Source organism: Tateyamaria sp. (assembly GCF_039940735.1).
Taxonomy (GTDB): domain Bacteria; phylum Pseudomonadota; class Alphaproteobacteria; order Rhodobacterales; family Rhodobacteraceae; genus Tateyamaria.
This window is the reverse complement of sequence record NZ_JBDVGB010000050.1, coordinates 32,675-49,054: the sequence shown is the minus strand read 5'-3', so window position 1 is coordinate 49,054 and position 16,380 is coordinate 32,675. Positions and strand designations below refer to the sequence as shown.

Genomic DNA, 16,380 nt, shown 5'->3' with positions numbered 1-16,380 from the left:
ACTAGAGGTTCAAGAGGTTTCTTCATGTTTTCTATCGGCGAGCTTTCAAGACGCACCAAGGTCAAGGTTCCAACCATCCGCTACTATGAGGAGATGGGCCTGTTGGTGGAGGCCGAGCGCACAAGCGGCAACCAAAGACGCTATGACAAAGCGGGATTGGAACGGCTCAGTTTCATCCGCCATGCACGCGATCTGGGCTTTTCGATTGAGGCAATCTTGTCCCTGATCGAGTTACAGGAACACCCGGATCGGTCATGCCAAGCCGCTACGAAAATTGCGGTGGCACAACTCGCGGATGTTCGCGAGAAGGTCAAAAAGCTGAAGGCGCTCGAAAGGGAGTTGGTTCGCATGGCCAAGGGATGCGACGGACATGGTGTGTCCGAGGACTGCTACGTTCTGGCTTCACTTGCTGACCATGAGCATTGCGAAAACGAGCACTGATCACCCGCAGCACGAGCCTCCCTCTTGGATTGGAGGACATTTGACCGTGCCGTAGGAGCAGTACACGCAGCAGTCCCCTTCTAGCGGTTTTAGAACAGTGTGGCAGGACTTACATTCATAGAACCACTGACATGCATCCGTCGGCATCGTCTCTTCGGTAGCGTGTCCGCATTCGGGGCAGGTAATCGTAGATTGAAAGTTCACTTCGCTCGTTTGCGTCGCCATAGCGCGTATCCTGTAAGTAGTAGAAATCCAGCAAGGATTGGCAGCAGCACGTCGTCTCTATAGACGTAACCGAGTGCTCCGCTGATCCCAAGAAGCGAAAACAGCCATGGTAGAAAAGGCGTCAGGCAGCAGACCGCGGCCAATCCCGAACCGCCCAGGCTCAGTGGAAGCAACCAGCCCCTCATCGATACTGCCTAAACAAGGCAAACATCGTCCTCGCCGCGTCTTCTTCCCAGAGAGGTGAACTGGCAGCGAGAGCGAAAGCCAGCGTCGTGAAGCCAAGCATAACGACAGTTGAGCGCCTGCGTTTTGCGCATACCCAACGCCGCCAAAGGCGGAACCATCCCCAAGCAAGTACAAGTCCCACGACAACCAATATCTCGGTGCGATACTCGACAAATGGCCCAAGCAAAACCAGCCACGTGCCACCCAGTCCTATGATTGAAAGGCCAATCGGCAACACGCAGCAGGATGCGCTTAGCAAAGCCAACAGACCAGCGCCGCCGATCAGCAGTCGGTTTGGCCCGTTGGTTTCATCTTGAAGAGTTTCAGGATTCGACATCATGGCTGATCTTATGCATCCTGTAGTAACTACAGAAGCAAGCGGAGTTTGATCACATGATTGCGATTGGTGAGGCATCCCGCCTTAGTGGCGTTTCAATAGAGACGATCCGCTACTATGAGCGTGAGGGGATAATATCAAAAGCAGTCCGCACTGCTTCTGGGCGACGAGCTTATTCGGACACAGAGATTTCGGAGCTTCGCTTCATCAAACGGTGCCGTAATCTTGGGTTCTCCATCCAAGACGCAGTTGCGCTTCGCAATCTCGCCGATGCACCGTCCGATGCATGTGAGACGGTCGAGCGACTTGGAAGCAAGCATCTCTCGGACGTTCAGGCGAAACTGGCGGAGCTTCGGAAACTTGAGAAGGCTCTGGTCGAGCTGGTCGCGAATTGCGCAAAGGGACAAAGCGACTGTCCGATGTTGGATGCTTTAAAAGCCCGCTAGTTGGAAAGTCGACGTTGGTTCAGTCGCAGCGCAATTTCACTTCGTCAGCGCGTTGGCGACCTTCGCCGCCGCTTTGTTGAAAGGCATCTTTCTCTACGTGAGGACAGGTGTCATTTCCTCACGTCGTCCAGAAGCTCTAAAGCGCGCGCGTAGTCTTCGCTGGCGACGCGCGCTTGCTCGAAGATCTCACGACGCTCCAGGTCCTGGCAACGGAAGTACCGCTCAACTTCGGTAAAATACGTCTCCGCATCACGCCTCAACAGGTCCGCATAGGCCCATACGTCATCGGCATTGGTCGGCATCCAGGGCGGAGCAGGCGGCAGACAACTGCCCGCGATCACCGCAGAACTCCAGCTCAGAACGATCATAATCGCCCATGTTTGTTTCAAAAGCGCCATATTATCTTGGCTCAGCCACTCCGTTGCAGTAAATTCGTTTCAACGCATGAAAGGCGCAATAACTCAAATTGCACCTATTGATTGCAAAGTTATAATATTGTATCGGTTGGGTAGTCCATGAGGGACTGCCGGGCCAATGCATAATTCTGCAAGGCTCGATCCTATGAATTTGATGCAAGACGCCCCCAATGTTGTCAGTGAAGACGGGCTGCGCACGCTGCTTGCCGAGGGTCATTCGGCGGATGTTGTGTGCCGGGTTACGCCCAAACGTACAGGTGCTCAGTGGTCCGGGATTTGGACCGTGCATTGCGTCTCGCCAGATGGTGAGACGCGTCGCCTGCTCGTTACCGCGCGCAACAATATGGCCGCCCGAGAATTCAAGACTATCAATGGCTTATCCAGCTTCCTTGCAGGACTTGGAGTTTCGGTCGTCTCGATCCCGATGCTCGAAGGCAAGATCGCTTCTCACAATTTGGACGACGCGGGCTAAGCCACTTGCTCTCCTTGCGGCATTCCTTGCAGCACCCGCCCATTCTGAAGGCTTCGTGCTTTCCATGCGGGCCGATGGCCAGCTCGAGACCAAAGCACCGCAATCAGGTTTCGCGCAGAGCTACGTCGACGGGATTAGAGCAAACCCACCAGAGCTGATCGTGTTCGCAGCGCCTCAGCCTGAAGATCCGCCTCCTGCACCCACCCGCGCGGTTCCCCGCCCCGAGATCCTCACAGCCCTTGAAAGCACCGCGCATCGCTATGGCGGACACCCCGCACTACGCCGCGCTGGCCTGTCCGTGACGGAGTGGCAGGTGCTCTTCCAAGCCAATATTGAGATTGAAAGCGCCTATCGCCCAAATGCGCGCAGCTCCGCAGGTGCTATCGGCCTCGGACAGCTGATGCCAGCTACGGCCGCGCAGCTTGGTGTGGATCCGCATGACTGGCAGGCCAATCTGGATGGCTCCGCCCGTTACCTTCTGATGATGATTGCACAATTCGGCACGCCCGAACTCGCGCTTGCCGCCTACAACGCGGGGCCTGACGCGGTCGCGCGCTATGGCGGCATCCCTCCCTACCGAGAAACCCAAAATCACGTGCGCCGCGTCATGGCCGTGCGTGATCGACTTACTGGAGCCTCCTGATGCACATTCAATTCCGCACGATCCTGTCACTGGCTCTGGCCAGTTTGATGATTGCCAACCCGGCCTTTGCGCAGAGCATTGACCTTTCGCCGGTGCAGAACCTTTTGCAGGGCATCGTCGATACGATCACCGGTCCTCTGGGTATAGTCATCGGCACCTTGGCCCTGATCGGTGTGTTCCTTTCCTGGCTCTTTGGCATTCTGGATTTCCGCCAAGCCCTCTGGGTGCTGGTTGCCATTGCGGGGATCGCTGCTGCACCAACCATCGTGACCGCGATCTGGGGCGCGTAAATTCGGCATGGCAACGCAAACCCGCCTCTTCCTCGGCCTGATCCGGCCGCCAAAGCTCATCGGCTTGCCGATCATGTATGCCATGGTTTGGCTCTTCGGGTTTGTGTTGCTGTTTCTCTGGGTTCAGAGCTGGCTGGTGATCATCATCGCCGCTCTGGCCTATCCTGCGCTGTGGAAAGCCGCTGACTGGGACCCGGCCTTTCTTGAAGTGATGGTCACTGCGCTGCAGGAAACGCCGCCGACGCCAAACCGCAAGATCCATTTGGGGGACAGCTATGCTCCGTGACCCGTCGGATGATCTTGCCATGCTGCCGGACTGGGCGCGCAAAGAGCGCCCGATGGCCAGCATGCTGCCCTATGTTAGCCTCGTGAATGACGTGACGATCCGCACGCGCGGCAATGCACTATTCCAGTGCATCCGCCTTGATGGCGTCAACAGCATGACCAGCGATGACGTGCATTTGGAAAAGATCCGAGCGCTCTTTGCGGCGATAATCGCGCAGATCGGGCCAGAGTACAGTTTTTACGTCCACAAGGTTTCAAAGGCGATTGATACCGCTTTGCCACCGGTTCGCGAGGAAGGGTTTGCGCAAGCGCTGGATACGCGTTGGCAAGCGGCCATGACGCGGTCGGGCCTTCGAGATAAAACACTCACGCTCACGGTGTTGAAACGTCCTCCCCTCGGCGCACGGCTGCGCCTGAAGCGTTCAGACTCGATCGCACAAATGAACGACCAGACAGCCAAGCCGTTGCGCAAGCTCGAGGAAGTCATCGGATTTCTGCTGTCGTCTTTTGCGGAAATGAACCCGCGCCTTCTTGGGGCCAAAAGCGGCGAGCTGCTGGGTTTCCTCGGGGCGCTCAATATTGGCCAGGAACGGTCGCTCTTCGCAAAATCCCGCTTTGGAATTATCGCTGAGGATGTGGCCAACACCCGCGTCAAGTTTCAGGGGCGCGGTTTTACGCTGGACGACGGGACGGCGGGCAAGCGGTTTGGCACCAGCTTTGCCATCAAGACCTATCCGGCCAAAACCAACTGCACCATGTTTGATGAGCTGAACCTGCCTGTCGACATGGTGGTCACGCATTCTTTCACGCCGATCAACAGCAATATCATGGCCAGCCGGATCAAGCGCCAACAGCGCCTGATGAAGGCCAGCGATGACGGCGCAATTTCTCTCGCCGAAGAACTGGTAGACGCGCTGGACGATCTGGAATCCAAGCGCCTCAGCTTCGGCGATCATCACATGACGGTGACGGTTTTCGCCAAGAGCGAGGAAAAGCTGGAGACCATCGCAGCCGAGGTGCGCAACATCGCGGCCAGTGAAGGTGTTAATCTGGTGAACGAGAGCTTTGCGGCGCGAACCCATTATTTCGCGCAGCATCCGGGCAATGGACAGATGCGCAGCCGCAAGGCCGCCATCACCAACACAAACTTTGCCGATCTCGCGGCGCTGCATCGCGGTCAACTGGGCAAACCTGGCCACCAAGTGCCTTGGGGCAAACCAATCTCCCTGTTCCCGACCCCTGAACGCTCGGGCTTCCTGTTCAACTACCACGAGGCGGGTCAGCCGGACAAAGAGCCGACAGGCGGGCACACCTTGATCCTCGGTCGCCCTGGCTCCGGCAAGTCGGTGTTGTCAGCATTCCTCATGACCCAAGCCCGGCGTTGCGACGCGCGCGTGTTCGTCTTCGACTATCGCGCGGGCATGGAAATGGCGGTGCGGGCCAATGGCGGACGCTACAGCGCGATCAAGGCAGGCGAAGCAACCGGTCTGAACCCGCTCCGCACAGAAATCGATGGGCGCGGACAAGCCTGGCTCTCCGATTGGCTAGCCACGCTTCTGCATCGAACCGACAAGCCCCTGAGCCCGGTTCAAATCAACAGCATCCAAGAAGTCGTGCGCCAGAACGCGGGAGCCAGTGATGCCGCCCTTCGCAATTGGCAAGATTTAGCCTCCCTCTTTGTGGCTGGGGCCGATGAAGGAGATCTGTTCGAGCGGATCCAGGAATGGACGGCTGATGGGCGTTATGGCTGGATTTTCGGGCAAAGCCTCGAGGACAGCTTTTCGTTTGAGGGCGATTTAGTGGGCTTTGACCTAACCGGCATTCTCGACAGCGAAAGCGAGAAAGAGCGCATGGCCGTGCTGTCCTATCTGTTTCGGCGGGTGGAGCGCGTGATCGAAGATCGAAAACCGACGCTGATCATCATTGATGAGGCCTGGAAGGCACTCGACAACCCGTATTTCGCAGACCGGCTCAGCAACTGGCTGGTTACGGCACGCAAACAGAACGCCGTCGTCGTGATGATGACCCAATACGCAAGCCAGCTTGAGAAGACCCGCACCGGCAAAACGATTGTCGAGGCCGTGCCGACGCAGCTCTTGCTTCCCAACATCCGTGCCTCGGCCAGCGATTACACCATGCTGGGCCTTACTGAAAAAGAGCTCAGCGTCCTGCTCGGCACAGGCAGCAATTCCCGATTGGCGTTGGTGCGTGACGATCAAGGCTCGGTTGTGATCGATGCTGATCTGAGCGCGCTCGGCCCCTATCTCACGATCCTTGGCGGAATGGAAAAAGGTGAAGCGCTGGTCGGCGAGGATTATCGCCAGAACCCCAACTTTTGGAGACAGATTGATGCGTAGATTGCTCGCCCTGACCCTCACCCTTTTGACCCTGACAGCCTGCGCGGAATACCGGCCGTCAGAAGCTGAATGCTTCAATTCGTTTGCCGAGGTCAGCCGCAGCAACTGCAATTTCGAGCTGCTTGGCCCGATTGGCGGTCTCAGTGAGTAAGCACCGCCTGCATATCTTTGCGGGCTTGGTCTGTTTCAACGCGCCATTGGCCTATGCCCAAGGCGTGCCGACCTTCGATGCAGGCATGTTCTTGCAGCGCGAGCGCGTGCTGCAGCAGGGCGACCAGGATCTGGCGCTGCAGCAGGATCGGCTGACCAATGAAGAAGAGCTTGAGGAGCTCGAGCAAGAGCAGCTTCAAGCGCTGGAAGACATCCTCGATGCCACGACGTTGGCCAGCGGAAATTCCGGCGCGCTGGTCGCGAGTTTGGAAGCTGGGTTATCGCCTGAGAGTGCGGCTGAAACACTCTATGGTTCAGTCGACCCAAACCCAGGCGCGGGCCAGATGTTCGGCGATGCGTCCGGCTCAATCGAACAGCTGATCATTCGCGCCGCGCAAGAAACACACCATATGTCTGGCGTGCGGGCAGCGGGCCTGTCTCCTAAGCAATGGCGCTGCCTGTTGCAGGCGCTGATCTGGCAAGAAAGCCGTTTCACCATCGGTGCGCGCTCCCCCGTGGGCGCGTTTGGCCTTACCCAGATCATGCCAGGCACAGCACAAGATCTCGGGATCTATCCCGCCTATTATGAAAACCCCTACATCCAGGTTAACGGCGGCGCGCGCTATCTAGCACAGATGCTGGCCATGTTTGACGGCAACATCATTCATGGGCTGGCCGCCTACAACGCGGGCCCCGGCAATGTCCAACGTTACGGCGGCGTGCCACCGTTTGCAGAGACCCAGCATTACATTCAGGTCATCCCTGAGCGCTACAATCTCTACCTTGCGCGCGTTGGCGGCGTCGATGCGCTTGGCACCATCGATCCCGTTTTGCTCGCCAATTCTACCATGAGCCTGACCTCTTTCGGTGCAGGCGTCTATGGCGATTACTCCTTGGTCTCCGTGCAAGCAGCCGCGCTTCGGGTGCAGGACATCATATCCCGCATTGGCGAGACAGATGACATTCACGCGGCCATGTCGCTCAACACCTATGCGCGGGCGGAACTCGCCCGCTTGATCGCCATCCGCACGCGCCTCAAGGCCGCCCATACCCGCCCGCTTAGCGCGGCCGAGCTGGCTATGGCGGCCGCACAGGCGCGCGAACAAGACTTCATGCAATTTGATCTGGAGGCACTCCGATGATCCGCTTTCTTTCTACCGTTGCCACTTGCGCGCTGTTGGTTGCGTCACCCGTATCTGCCCAAGGCGTGCCGACAGTCGACACGCGCAATATCGCGCAGGAAATTCGCCAGCTGCAGCAGATGCTGGAGGATTTTGGGATCCAGACCGATCAGCTCGACACACTTCTCGAACAACTCGACCTGGTGCAACAGCAGTTAGACACACTCAACGAGACCTACGCGGCCCTGACCGGGGCGACGGAAATCATCGAGATGGCCATGGGCGGTGATCTTGATGGGCTTCTCGATCAGGAATTCGGCGATCTTCTTGGCACCATACGGCAAATCCAAAGCGGTGACTTCAGCGGCCTCATCGGCAATGCAGCCCCTCAGATGGAAGGCCGCATGACGCAAGCCCTGGAGGACGCAGGCTTTGACCAAGACAGCCTGTCCGACATGGCCAACAACGGCAATCCTGGTGCGGAACGCATTGCCAGCCAGGCGGGCACCGGGGCGATGATGTCAGCGGCGGCGGAGAACAGCTATGAAGAGGCCGCGCAATCCCTCGAACGGGTCGAGCAACTGGTCTCGCTGATCCCGGATATGGAAACGCTCAAGGAAGCCGTCGATCACAACACCCGCGTCACAGCCGAGCTGGCCATTGCCATGACGCGCATGTGGGAACTAGAGGCCATTCAAACCGTCGGCGCGGGCCAGTCAGGCGTGGTCGATGCCGCCACGCTGGCCGAAGAGCGCCGCTACATGGACTTCACCCTGCCAGACCTGCGCGCGGACTGATCCCATGAACAGCGAGGCAGAAATCATCGAAGAGGAGCTCGTCTACGGCGCACGAAGACGCGAGCTCATGTGGCAGAAACTGGGGCTGACAGGCATGGCGTTTGGCATGGCAGGTTGCCTGGCCGCTGCCCTCGTTGCCTTGTTCGACGTGGACCCGCCGCCCATGATCGTGCCCTTTGATAGCGAAACCGGCATGGCCCTCCCCAATGCCGTGGTTGAAGCGGTCTCACTCACGGAACGCCCCGCTATCATCGAGGCACAGGTCTACCGCTATGTCATTGATCGAGAGACATACAATCAGCTCGACAATGATGTGCGGGTGCGGCGGGTCCTGGACCAGTCGGACGGTGCCGCCGCCGCTGGCCTGCGCGCGCTTTGGACCAGCGGCCATGAGGCCTTTCCGCCGGACAGCTACGGTGCAGATGCCCGGCTTGAGGTCGAGGTTCTGTCGATCACCCATATCAGCGCCAATCGCGCTCAAGTGCGCCTACGCAAACACCTCAACTCGCCGCGCGGCAGTCAAAACGGGCTTTTCACCGCAACGCTGATGTTTGAATTTCGGCCCGAGAATAGCCGGTCGATCGACGATGTCTGGCAGAACCCTTTCGGCTTCACCGTCACCGAATACGCGATCCGCTCGGATCGTCTGGAGTAACCCATGCGCCGCCTGTTCCTAATCCTCACTTTCTTCGTTCCGCTTGCGGGCATCGCCTATGCCGAGACGCAGCCGCGCCAAGGCCCCTATGACGCCCGCGTCCGGCTGGCCACCTATCAGGATGGGCAGGTCTATCGCATCAGCACCAGCCTGACCCATGTCACCAGCATCGAATTTGGCCAGGGCGAAACCATCCGCTCGATCATTGCGGGCGACACCGAAGGCTTCCTTTTGGACGGCGTGCCCGGTGGTCAGGCTTTTGCAATCAAGCCGGTCTCGCGCGGTGCGCATACCAACATCACCGTCTACACCAACCGGCGCAGCTATTATTTCAACGTCACTGAGGCGAGCTCGCCGACTTTCTATGTCATCCGCTTCACCTATCCCGATTCTGCCCCACGACAGTCTCGAGTTGCCGCAAGCGAGCCCGCAAACCATGCTTACGGGGTCAGCGCGCGATCCGAGATCACTCCACGAGAAATCTGGGACGACGGCACCTTCACCTATTTCCGCTTTGCCGCAAACGCGCCGCTGCCCGCGATCTTTCGCTGGTCGGCTGGCAATGAGCGCAGCGTGAATGCGCTCGCGCGGCCAGACGGTGTGATCCGTGTGTCAGGTGTCAGCGATCGATGGGTTCTCAGGCTCGGCGAGGACGAGATTTGCGTCCAAGAGATGAGCGAGGCAAACCACGATGAGTGAAACCGCCGAGCTTAAGAAGCGCCTAGAAGCACTTGAAGAAAAACCACAAAACCAAAAAGCGCGACCGTCATTTGTCGCCCTCGCCCTGGGCATTGGGGCAATCGCGGCTCTTGGCGGTTTTTTGCTATTGCTTTCTGGTGGATCTGAACCCGATAGCCTGGAAACCGCGTCCCCTGATGAGTTCCAAGCGGCGGGACCGGGCTTTGGTGCGCTTGAGCCCACGCCTGCACCGATAGAAACAACCCCGCCGCCGGAGCTGCAAGCAGACAGCGAAACAGAAGAGCTGCGCGCGCAAATGGACGCCATGCGGTCCGAACTCGAAGCCCTGCGCAACGCACCTGCACCTGAAGCCCCAGCCATCGACCTCGAGGCATTGGATACCTTGGGCGCAGAGATCGATGCCCTGCGAAGCGAGGCGGCAGCAACGCAAGCCGCTTTGCGCGAAGAGTTGGAAGAACGTGCCAGGCAAATCCAGCGACTGCAGAACGATCTAGAGCTTGCACGCCTGGAAACGCTGCGCACGCCCGCCCCAACCGGCCCCACGGCCGAAGAACTGCGCCTTCAGGAGCTGGAACGGCGGCGGCAAGCTGAGCTTGAAGAGCTGCAAGCCCGTATCGCCAGCCCAATCATCGCCTTTGGCGGCACCGGAGGCGGCAACAATGAAACTGCAGCGCAGCAGCGGCGACTTGATGGGGATACAGACTTTGTCCGCAGCGGCGCAGAACCCGCTGAGGTGACGCAGGCCCAGGTGATCGTGAACCCGTCAAACACGGTTGTTCAGGGCACGATGATCCAGGCCGTGCTGGAGACCGCGATAGACAGCTCGCTTGCCGGTCAGGTCCGGGCAATGGTGTCTGAAGATGTCCACGCCTATGACGGCTCTCGGATCCTGATCCCGCGCGGTGCGCGCCTTATCGGACGCTATCAGTCTGGCCTCGATATCGCACAGCAACGCGTGACGATCGCCTGGGACAGGATAATTCTCCCTAGCAACCAAACCGTTGAAATCAGCGCCTTTGGTGGCGACGAACAGGGTCGCTCCGGCACGACCGGTTTCGTCGACAGCCGCTTTGGCACGAGGTTCGGGTCAGCCGCATTGATATCGCTGATCGGAGCCTTGCCCGCTGTAGCAGCCCAGAACACCGAAGATGCGATCGCCTCTGATGTTCTCGAAGGCATTGGCGAAGACTTCCAAGACAGCGCGCAAAGCGTGATCGGCGAATATCTCTCGGTCTCGCCTGTGATCTACGTCGACCAAGGTGCCCGCGTCACAGTGATGGTCGACCGTGATCTGGAGATTTTCTGAGCATGGCGGCCAGCTATTTGCAAAGCTCGATGGACAAGATCCCCGAGGCGCGTGATCCAAAGCTGATCGAGCTTTGCATCAACCCTGACGGCACGCTGTGGGCCGAGTTTCAGGGTGATCACTTCATGCGGTCCGTCAATCGACGGCTCTCGCCCAATGAAATCAAAGACCTTGGCAATCAGATTGCTTCGGCCGCAAACACCACGCTTAGCCGGACCAAACCAATTGTGTCGGTCAGCATCACCTACCGTGACCGCCCAATCCGGGCGCAGGTCATCCAACCGCCCGCCGTTGATGGCGGCTATGCGATCTCCTTGAGGTTCTTCGCTGACCTGCCATTGGAGCAGATCAAGCTGTCCTACTTGTTCGGCAAAGAACGCAGCAACGAGGGCGCAAGACGCAAGCGCAATGCCGAGCTACGCGATGTTGTGGCGACCGGCGACATCGACGCCGCGATCAAGTTCTGTGTCACGCACAAGCTCAACATGATCGTGTCCGGTGGTACCTCAACCGGCAAGACTGTCACTGCACGCAAGATCCTTTCCTTCGTTCCCACAGGCGAGCGCATCATCACGATCGAAGAGGCCGCCGAGCTGCGGCCAACGCAGCCCAATGTCGTCACGCTGATGTCTGACCGCGATGAGGCCACGCGCAGCGCTGATGTCCTGCTGACCTCCACCCTTCGCATGCGGCCGGACCGCATCGTCCTGGGCGAAGTGCGCGGTAAAGAAGCCATGACCTTCCTTGAGGCCATCAACACTGGCCATGGTGGCTCGCTCACCACGCTGCACGCTGAAACCCCTCAGCTAGCGGTCCAACGCCTGGCCATTGCCGCCCTGAAAACCGATGTGCCCATGACCTACCAGGACATGAACGACTACATCACTCGCTCGATCGATGTGATCATCCAAGCCGGTCGCCGTGAAGGCGCGCGCGGTATCACTGAATTCTACCTGCCGGTTGATCCGGCCCATTCAAAGGAAACAGCCCATGTTTGAATACAAGATTGAACAGATCAACACCGCCAAGACAAAGCCACCGAAGATCGAAGCGCAGCTGACGGCCCTTGGTCAGGATGGTTGGGAGTTAGTCTCCGTCGTGCCGGATTTTGACGGCGAGCACATCCTGAAGGCCTTCCTGAAACGTCGCACCGGCGCGAGCGCCTAAACCTAACCGAGGGGGATCCCATGGGCGTCGTCACCTGGATGGTCGAGACAACCGACAACTTTCTGGACGACGTGGCCCAAACCACTTTTGGCAACGTCGCGGGTCAACTAGGCGGCATCATCGCCGTGGCCTCGACGCTCGCTGTCATAGGCGTCTTTCTCAACATGGTGTTTCAGTACAAATTCATGGATGGACGAACTGCCTTCTGGTTCGCCCTCAAGCTTATGCTCATCACCCTCTTTGCGATGAACTGGGTCCAATTCAACGCCGTGGCCAGCGCGCTCATTGATGGGCTTGACCAACTCGCGGGCGGGATGGTGGCGGGGCTTGGCGGTGGCGGCGCAGGCGCATCCTACTTTGCCGAGGCCTTTGACGATCTAATCGAAGAATTTGGCGATTACCTGAACGCAGCCGGAGACAACATGCATTGGATGGCCGGAGCCCTGATCGGCGCGATCGGCGCGTTCCTACTGGGCGTCATCGGCGCGCTCTGCGGGCTTATTCTGATCTTCGCAAAAATCATGCTAGCCTTCATGATCGGCATCGCCCCCATCATGATCGCGCTTTCGCTGTTCGAAGTCAGCAAGGACTATTTCCACCGTTGGCTGTCTAGCACTGTGTCCTACGCGCTCTACCCCCTCGTGATCGCGGGCGTGTTTTCTACGGTCGTCGGCATGTCCCGTTCCCTCATGACCGAACTCGGCGATCCCTCGGGCGCAAGCAACATCGGTGCGCTGGTACCGTTCTTCATGATGATGTTCCTCGCAGGCGGCATGATCATCGCTACGCCGCTGATCGTGCGCTCAATCTCGGGCAATTTCATGATGGCCGGACCGCCAAGCATTCCGGGTCCTGGCGGCTTCGCAAAGGGCTTGATGGGCACCAAGGGGTCACGGGCACGGGCAAGGTTTGGGACGAGGTCAAATGCGGAGATCGCCGGGGCTGGGATACGTCAGGCGGGCGCTGCGACTATTTCAGTGGTTCAGCGGATGGCAGAACGGGCGAAAAGGTTGGAATGAAACCGGCCCAATGCTGCCTTTGACCGAAGGGCTTCGCCGCTGCGGTGCGGCCCGTCAAACCGGACTTTGGCCGCAACTGCAAGCAGAGGTCATTGTTCAACCAATCGATGCTGACATTTGAGATGTCTACAGCGATTGCACCCGAGCTCTGCTGGTTAGTTTTAGCCGTTCCTCGCGAAAGGGTATCCGCGGAAAACTGGCGGATTTGGCTTAAAAAGTCATCTAAATAGCGATGAATCGTAATGACAGGCCCCAAGATGTTGTTACACTGGTCCGAACTCTGGTACCCGACCGATCATGCAAAAGTCCGATTTCAACGCTGCGTTTGAACATGCCTATGCGAACAGCAACCAAGACGAGTTCGAAGCCTGGTTTCGCGCTATGATGGAGTGCGTGCATAAAGGCGATTTTGAAATCATCAAGGCGGGTGGCCGACACGGAGACAAGAAAAGCGATGGTCGAATTATCTCCCAGGAGACGGTTTTTCAGTGCTATGCACCCGAGTCTCCTGCGACCTTCGCAAAGAAGGCACCAGGCAAAATCGAGGACTCGTTCCCTGAGATATTTCACTATTGGCCTGACCTGAAGGCCTGGGTCCTCGTCCATAACAACGCCGGAGGCATCGGCACCAAGGCAAGCGATGTCCTGGAGGAACTCCGCAAGCGCCATCATCCCGTCAAACTACAAGAAGGAAGCCGGAGGCTCTTGAAGGATTTGCATGATCAACTCAACATGCAGCAACTCATTGACATTTATCCTGGTGTCAGGCTGGACTTTGGCAACGTCGAAATGGAGGCTATTCGCCCCCTTCTTCGAAGGGTGGAAGCCGAACATGAAGCCCCGCTAGATCCTTTGGACTTTGGTGAGGACCCTGATCCTCAAAAGCTGCAATTCAATGCACTGAGCTCTGAAGCTCGGTTCAACATCCAGCGCGCGCGAAAAGGCGTCGCCATAGTCGATCGCTACATCAAAGGTCTGAGCATGCCGACCTCAGCGAGCAAAATCCAAGAATCCCTCATTTCTCAGTACGCATCCCTCAAAGACCTCGGCCACACTCCGGATGAAATCCTCTCGAAGCTGCTCAAGTTTGTCGGCGACGACGGTACCCCTATGATCACCGCAGCCGCCTATGTAATCATCACATATTACTTTGACTCATGTGATATCTTTGAAAATGTACCGAAGAGCAGTGTAGAATGCTGATGCCCACAAAACATATCAAGACCGAGAACTCGTTAGTCGGCGTCGGTGGTGATGTGTTGGCTGAGCTCGATACACCGAAGACAGTCTCGCGTCTTTTCTATGATCTACAGAAACTGAGAGAGCAGAGCGAACTCCCAACCCTTCAGTTCGATTGGTTTCTGCTGGCGCTCGACTTTCTCTATACCGTAGGTGCGATCAAACTAGATGCTGGTCTCATCAGGAAGCTCATCCAATGATCCTGGGACTCAGCAGCTCGCTTCCAAGTTTCAAAACACTCGAATTCAACACGGGTCTTAACATCCTCGTCGCGGAGCGGGCTGAGGTCTCCGGGGCGCGCGACACGCGCAATGGCACCGGTAAGACCAGTATGATCGAACTGATCCACTACCTGCTCGCCGAGAAACGAAACAAAGACGACGATTTTCACAAAGCCGAACTCGCAGATCACTCCTTTACCGGAACCTTCAAAGTGGACGGTGCAGAGATGTCGATCACCAAGAAAACAGGACTTGCCAGAGACTCTCTAGCACTGGACGGCGAAGACATCTCTGCAATCGATCTTCGAAAAAAGCTGGGGCTATCATGGTTTCAGTTAACGGACAGCATAACATCCCAAACCTATAGCCCTACGTTCGGGGCGCTTTTCGCGTACTCGGTTCGCAAGGAAAGGAATGGTGGCTTCGCCTCACCAACACTAAACAGTGCCAAGCAGCTCGGATGGGATATGCAGGTAAATCTAGCCTACTTGTTAGGTTTAGACTGGAGCCTTCCACAAAAGCTGCAGAGAACAAAAGACGAGAAAAAACAAGCGGATACCCTCGCAAAGATGCTCAAGAGTGGCTACCTCAGCAATGGCCAACTTGACCTGGGTAAGATGCAGACCCGCGTCGATTTACTTGATGGAGAGATCGAAGCGAAGCGCTCCGAAGTCTTGTCCGCGACAGTTGTCGATGGATATCGCTCCCATGAGGCTGAAGCCAACAGGCTCGCTCAGGCTATAAAGGAGCTCAATGAAGCTAACTTGCGGGACCTCGATCTTGTCGACGAGATCGATCGGGCTTTAAACGAAGTTGAAGAAGCTGACCTGACGGATATCGGACATCTCTATAAGGAGGTTGGTGTATTTTTTGATAAACAGGTGCAGAAGCGCTTCGAACAAGTGAAGTCGTTTCACGCTAAAGTCGCCGCAAACCGAAAAGCGCACCTATCCAACGAGCGCGAGCAGGCAAGGCAAAGGCTGGGAGATCGAAAGTCAGATATCATTCGTCTCCAAGCGGACCTCTCTGACCAGACAGAAGTGCTCAGGTCCGGCATAGCGATAGAAAGGCTGTCATTGTTGCAGTCTGAACTAACGCGTCTGGAAGCGGAGCGGGCCAATCTCAAAGAGCAGATTCCCAAACTCCGAGATGTCGCTGAAAACCAAAAGAAACTGAAGCGCGACATCGAAAGCCTACTTGATCTCATTGAAGCGGATATTCTGGCACGGGACAAACCGCGGAAGCTCGCCGTAAGCACCTTTGGAGAGATCTCTCAGTTTCTCTACAACGAACCAGGCCAGCTGGTCATGAACCGTTCAGCAAAAGAAGCGGGGCTCGTTATCGAGACCGACATAGCTGGTAAAAAGAGTGGCGGAAAGAACCACATGCAGGTGTTCTGCTTTGACTGGACCATCGCCGAAGTCGCGCAAAGTTACGGTCGATCACCGGGTTTCATTGTACACGATAGCCACATTTTTGACGGCGTGGATGGTCGGCAAATCGGATTGGCACTGAAACAGGCCCAGATGAAGTGCGACGAGCTTGGCTTCCAATACATTGTTGCCATGAATTCGGACGATCTTCAAAAGATCAAAGCCGAAGAGGAGATCGAAGGTGCCGAGATCTTCGACCCGGAGCCGTACATTCTGCCAACAAGACTATCCGACAGAGAAGATGGCGGACTATTTGGGTTGAGGTTTTGACCGACCACGACCTCATTCGCGATAGCTGGCCCCATTCACTGTATTCCAACTCGACGTAGTTCGATTAAGACTTGGCGGGAAGGCGCGACCCCGAAACGGTCAAGCCAATCAACGACGAATGTCTGACTCCGCGCGAAGACGCATGCCGTTTGGCAAACGCAGCGAA

23 protein-coding genes are annotated in these 16,380 nt (G+C 57.2%); 19 read left to right on the top strand and 4 right to left on the bottom strand.

Going from position 1 to position 16,380, the window contains the following annotated elements; translation table 11 throughout:
• Positions 1-24 precede the first annotated feature (24 nt).
• Positions 25-441 (top strand): helix-turn-helix domain-containing protein, encoded by a 417-nt coding sequence (locus ABJF76_RS10365; protein ID WP_348414736.1) that lies wholly within the window; start codon positions 25-27, stop codon positions 439-441.
• Here the strand turns inward: ABJF76_RS10365 and ABJF76_RS10360 are convergent, their stop codons facing one another.
• The 3 genes from ABJF76_RS10360 to ABJF76_RS10350 are packed head-to-tail and all read right to left on the bottom strand — an operon-like array spanning position 442 to position 1,228.
• A complete protein-coding gene (locus ABJF76_RS10360) occupies positions 442-666 on the bottom strand; it encodes a GDCCVxC domain-containing (seleno)protein (RefSeq protein ID WP_074942176.1) in 225 nt (74 codons plus the stop codon).
• Positions 642-851 (bottom strand): mercury resistance system transport protein MerF, encoded by a 210-nt coding sequence (gene merF, locus ABJF76_RS10355; protein ID WP_081805598.1) that lies wholly within the window; start codon positions 849-851, stop codon positions 642-644. The genes ABJF76_RS10360 and merF overlap by 25 nt, the downstream gene beginning before the upstream one ends.
• On the bottom strand, positions 848-1,228 hold the full coding sequence (locus ABJF76_RS10350; RefSeq protein WP_413822564.1) for a hypothetical protein: 381 nt from the start codon (positions 1,226-1,228) through the stop codon (positions 848-850). The genes merF and ABJF76_RS10350 overlap by 4 nt, the downstream gene beginning before the upstream one ends.
• 56 nt (positions 1,229-1,284) lie before the next feature.
• Here ABJF76_RS10350 and ABJF76_RS10345 point away from each other — a divergent pair, with 56 nt between their 5' ends.
• On the top strand, positions 1,285-1,674 hold the full coding sequence (locus ABJF76_RS10345; RefSeq protein WP_282094152.1) for a MerR family transcriptional regulator: 390 nt from the start codon (positions 1,285-1,287) through the stop codon (positions 1,672-1,674).
• 110 nt (positions 1,675-1,784) lie between these two features.
• Here the strand turns inward: ABJF76_RS10345 and ABJF76_RS10340 are convergent, their stop codons facing one another.
• Positions 1,785-2,072, bottom strand: coding sequence for a hypothetical protein (locus ABJF76_RS10340; protein ID WP_413821061.1), 288 nt, complete (start codon positions 2,070-2,072; stop codon positions 1,785-1,787).
• 163 nt (positions 2,073-2,235) lie between these two features.
• Between ABJF76_RS10340 and ABJF76_RS10335 the strand changes: the two genes are divergently transcribed.
• The 17 genes from ABJF76_RS10335 to ABJF76_RS10255 all read left to right on the top strand — a co-directional run bounded on the left by ABJF76_RS10335 (position 2,236) and on the right by ABJF76_RS10255 (position 16,214).
• A complete protein-coding gene (locus ABJF76_RS10335) occupies positions 2,236-2,562 on the top strand; it encodes a hypothetical protein (protein WP_051588446.1) in 327 nt (108 codons plus the stop codon).
• A 64-nt stretch (positions 2,563-2,626) separates the two neighbouring features.
• Entirely contained in the window at positions 2,627-3,205 is a 579-nt protein-coding gene (locus ABJF76_RS10330) for a lytic transglycosylase domain-containing protein (protein WP_348499329.1), read from the top strand.
• Positions 3,205-3,495, top strand: a complete 291-nt coding sequence (locus ABJF76_RS10325) for a TrbC/VirB2 family protein (protein WP_025060020.1) — start codon at positions 3,205-3,207, stop codon at positions 3,493-3,495. Before ABJF76_RS10330 ends, ABJF76_RS10325 begins: the two co-directional genes overlap by 1 nt.
• A gap of 7 nt (positions 3,496-3,502) precedes the next feature.
• A complete protein-coding gene (locus ABJF76_RS10320) occupies positions 3,503-3,781 on the top strand; it encodes a type IV secretion system protein VirB3 (RefSeq protein WP_035262782.1) in 279 nt (92 codons plus the stop codon).
• Positions 3,771-6,137 carry a type IV secretion system protein B4 gene (locus ABJF76_RS10315; RefSeq protein ID WP_413822563.1) on the top strand — a complete coding sequence of 789 codons (2,367 nt, stop codon included), beginning with the start codon at positions 3,771-3,773 and terminating at the stop codon, positions 6,135-6,137. Before ABJF76_RS10320 ends, ABJF76_RS10315 begins: the two co-directional genes overlap by 11 nt.
• A complete protein-coding gene (locus tag ABJF76_RS10310) occupies positions 6,130-6,288 on the top strand; it encodes a hypothetical protein (protein WP_348499331.1) in 159 nt (52 codons plus the stop codon). Before ABJF76_RS10315 ends, ABJF76_RS10310 begins: the two co-directional genes overlap by 8 nt.
• Complete coding sequence (locus ABJF76_RS10305) at positions 6,281-7,429, top strand: lytic transglycosylase domain-containing protein (protein WP_348499332.1); 1,149 nt, start codon at positions 6,281-6,283, stop codon at positions 7,427-7,429. The genes ABJF76_RS10310 and ABJF76_RS10305 overlap by 8 nt, the downstream gene beginning before the upstream one ends.
• On the top strand, positions 7,426-8,205 hold the full coding sequence (locus tag ABJF76_RS10300) for a type IV secretion system protein (protein ID WP_348499333.1): 780 nt from the start codon (positions 7,426-7,428) through the stop codon (positions 8,203-8,205). The genes ABJF76_RS10305 and ABJF76_RS10300 overlap by 4 nt, the downstream gene beginning before the upstream one ends.
• A 4-nt stretch (positions 8,206-8,209) precedes the next feature.
• A complete protein-coding gene (locus ABJF76_RS10295; protein ID WP_348499334.1) occupies positions 8,210-8,860 on the top strand; it encodes a type IV secretion system protein in 651 nt (216 codons plus the stop codon).
• 3 nt (positions 8,861-8,863) lie between these two features.
• Positions 8,864-9,559: a TrbG/VirB9 family P-type conjugative transfer protein gene (locus tag ABJF76_RS10290; RefSeq protein WP_348499335.1), complete on the top strand. Its 696-nt coding sequence runs from the start codon at positions 8,864-8,866 to the stop codon at positions 9,557-9,559.
• A complete protein-coding gene (locus ABJF76_RS10285) occupies positions 9,552-10,865 on the top strand; it encodes a TrbI/VirB10 family protein (protein WP_348499336.1) in 1,314 nt (437 codons plus the stop codon). Before ABJF76_RS10290 ends, ABJF76_RS10285 begins: the two co-directional genes overlap by 8 nt.
• 2 nt (positions 10,866-10,867) lie before the next feature.
• Complete coding sequence (locus ABJF76_RS10280) at positions 10,868-11,863, top strand: ATPase, T2SS/T4P/T4SS family (protein ID WP_348499337.1); 996 nt, start codon at positions 10,868-10,870, stop codon at positions 11,861-11,863.
• Positions 11,856-12,032, top strand: coding sequence for a DUF4177 domain-containing protein (locus ABJF76_RS10275; protein ID WP_257600370.1), 177 nt, complete (start codon positions 11,856-11,858; stop codon positions 12,030-12,032). The genes ABJF76_RS10280 and ABJF76_RS10275 overlap by 8 nt, the downstream gene beginning before the upstream one ends.
• Before the next feature lie 20 nt (positions 12,033-12,052).
• Complete coding sequence (locus tag ABJF76_RS10270) at positions 12,053-13,051, top strand: type IV secretion system protein (protein ID WP_348414620.1); 999 nt, start codon at positions 12,053-12,055, stop codon at positions 13,049-13,051.
• Between the two features lie 297 nt (positions 13,052-13,348).
• Positions 13,349-14,254 carry an ABC-three component system protein gene (locus ABJF76_RS10265; RefSeq protein WP_303965117.1) on the top strand — a complete coding sequence of 302 codons (906 nt, stop codon included), beginning with the start codon at positions 13,349-13,351 and terminating at the stop codon, positions 14,252-14,254.
• Positions 14,248-14,490 (top strand): ABC-three component system middle component 6, encoded by a 243-nt coding sequence (locus ABJF76_RS10260; protein ID WP_303965119.1) that lies wholly within the window; start codon positions 14,248-14,250, stop codon positions 14,488-14,490. The genes ABJF76_RS10265 and ABJF76_RS10260 overlap by 7 nt, the downstream gene beginning before the upstream one ends.
• A complete protein-coding gene (locus ABJF76_RS10255; RefSeq protein ID WP_303965121.1) occupies positions 14,487-16,214 on the top strand; it encodes a DUF2326 domain-containing protein in 1,728 nt (575 codons plus the stop codon). The genes ABJF76_RS10260 and ABJF76_RS10255 overlap by 4 nt, the downstream gene beginning before the upstream one ends.
• Positions 16,215-16,380 lie beyond the last annotated feature (166 nt).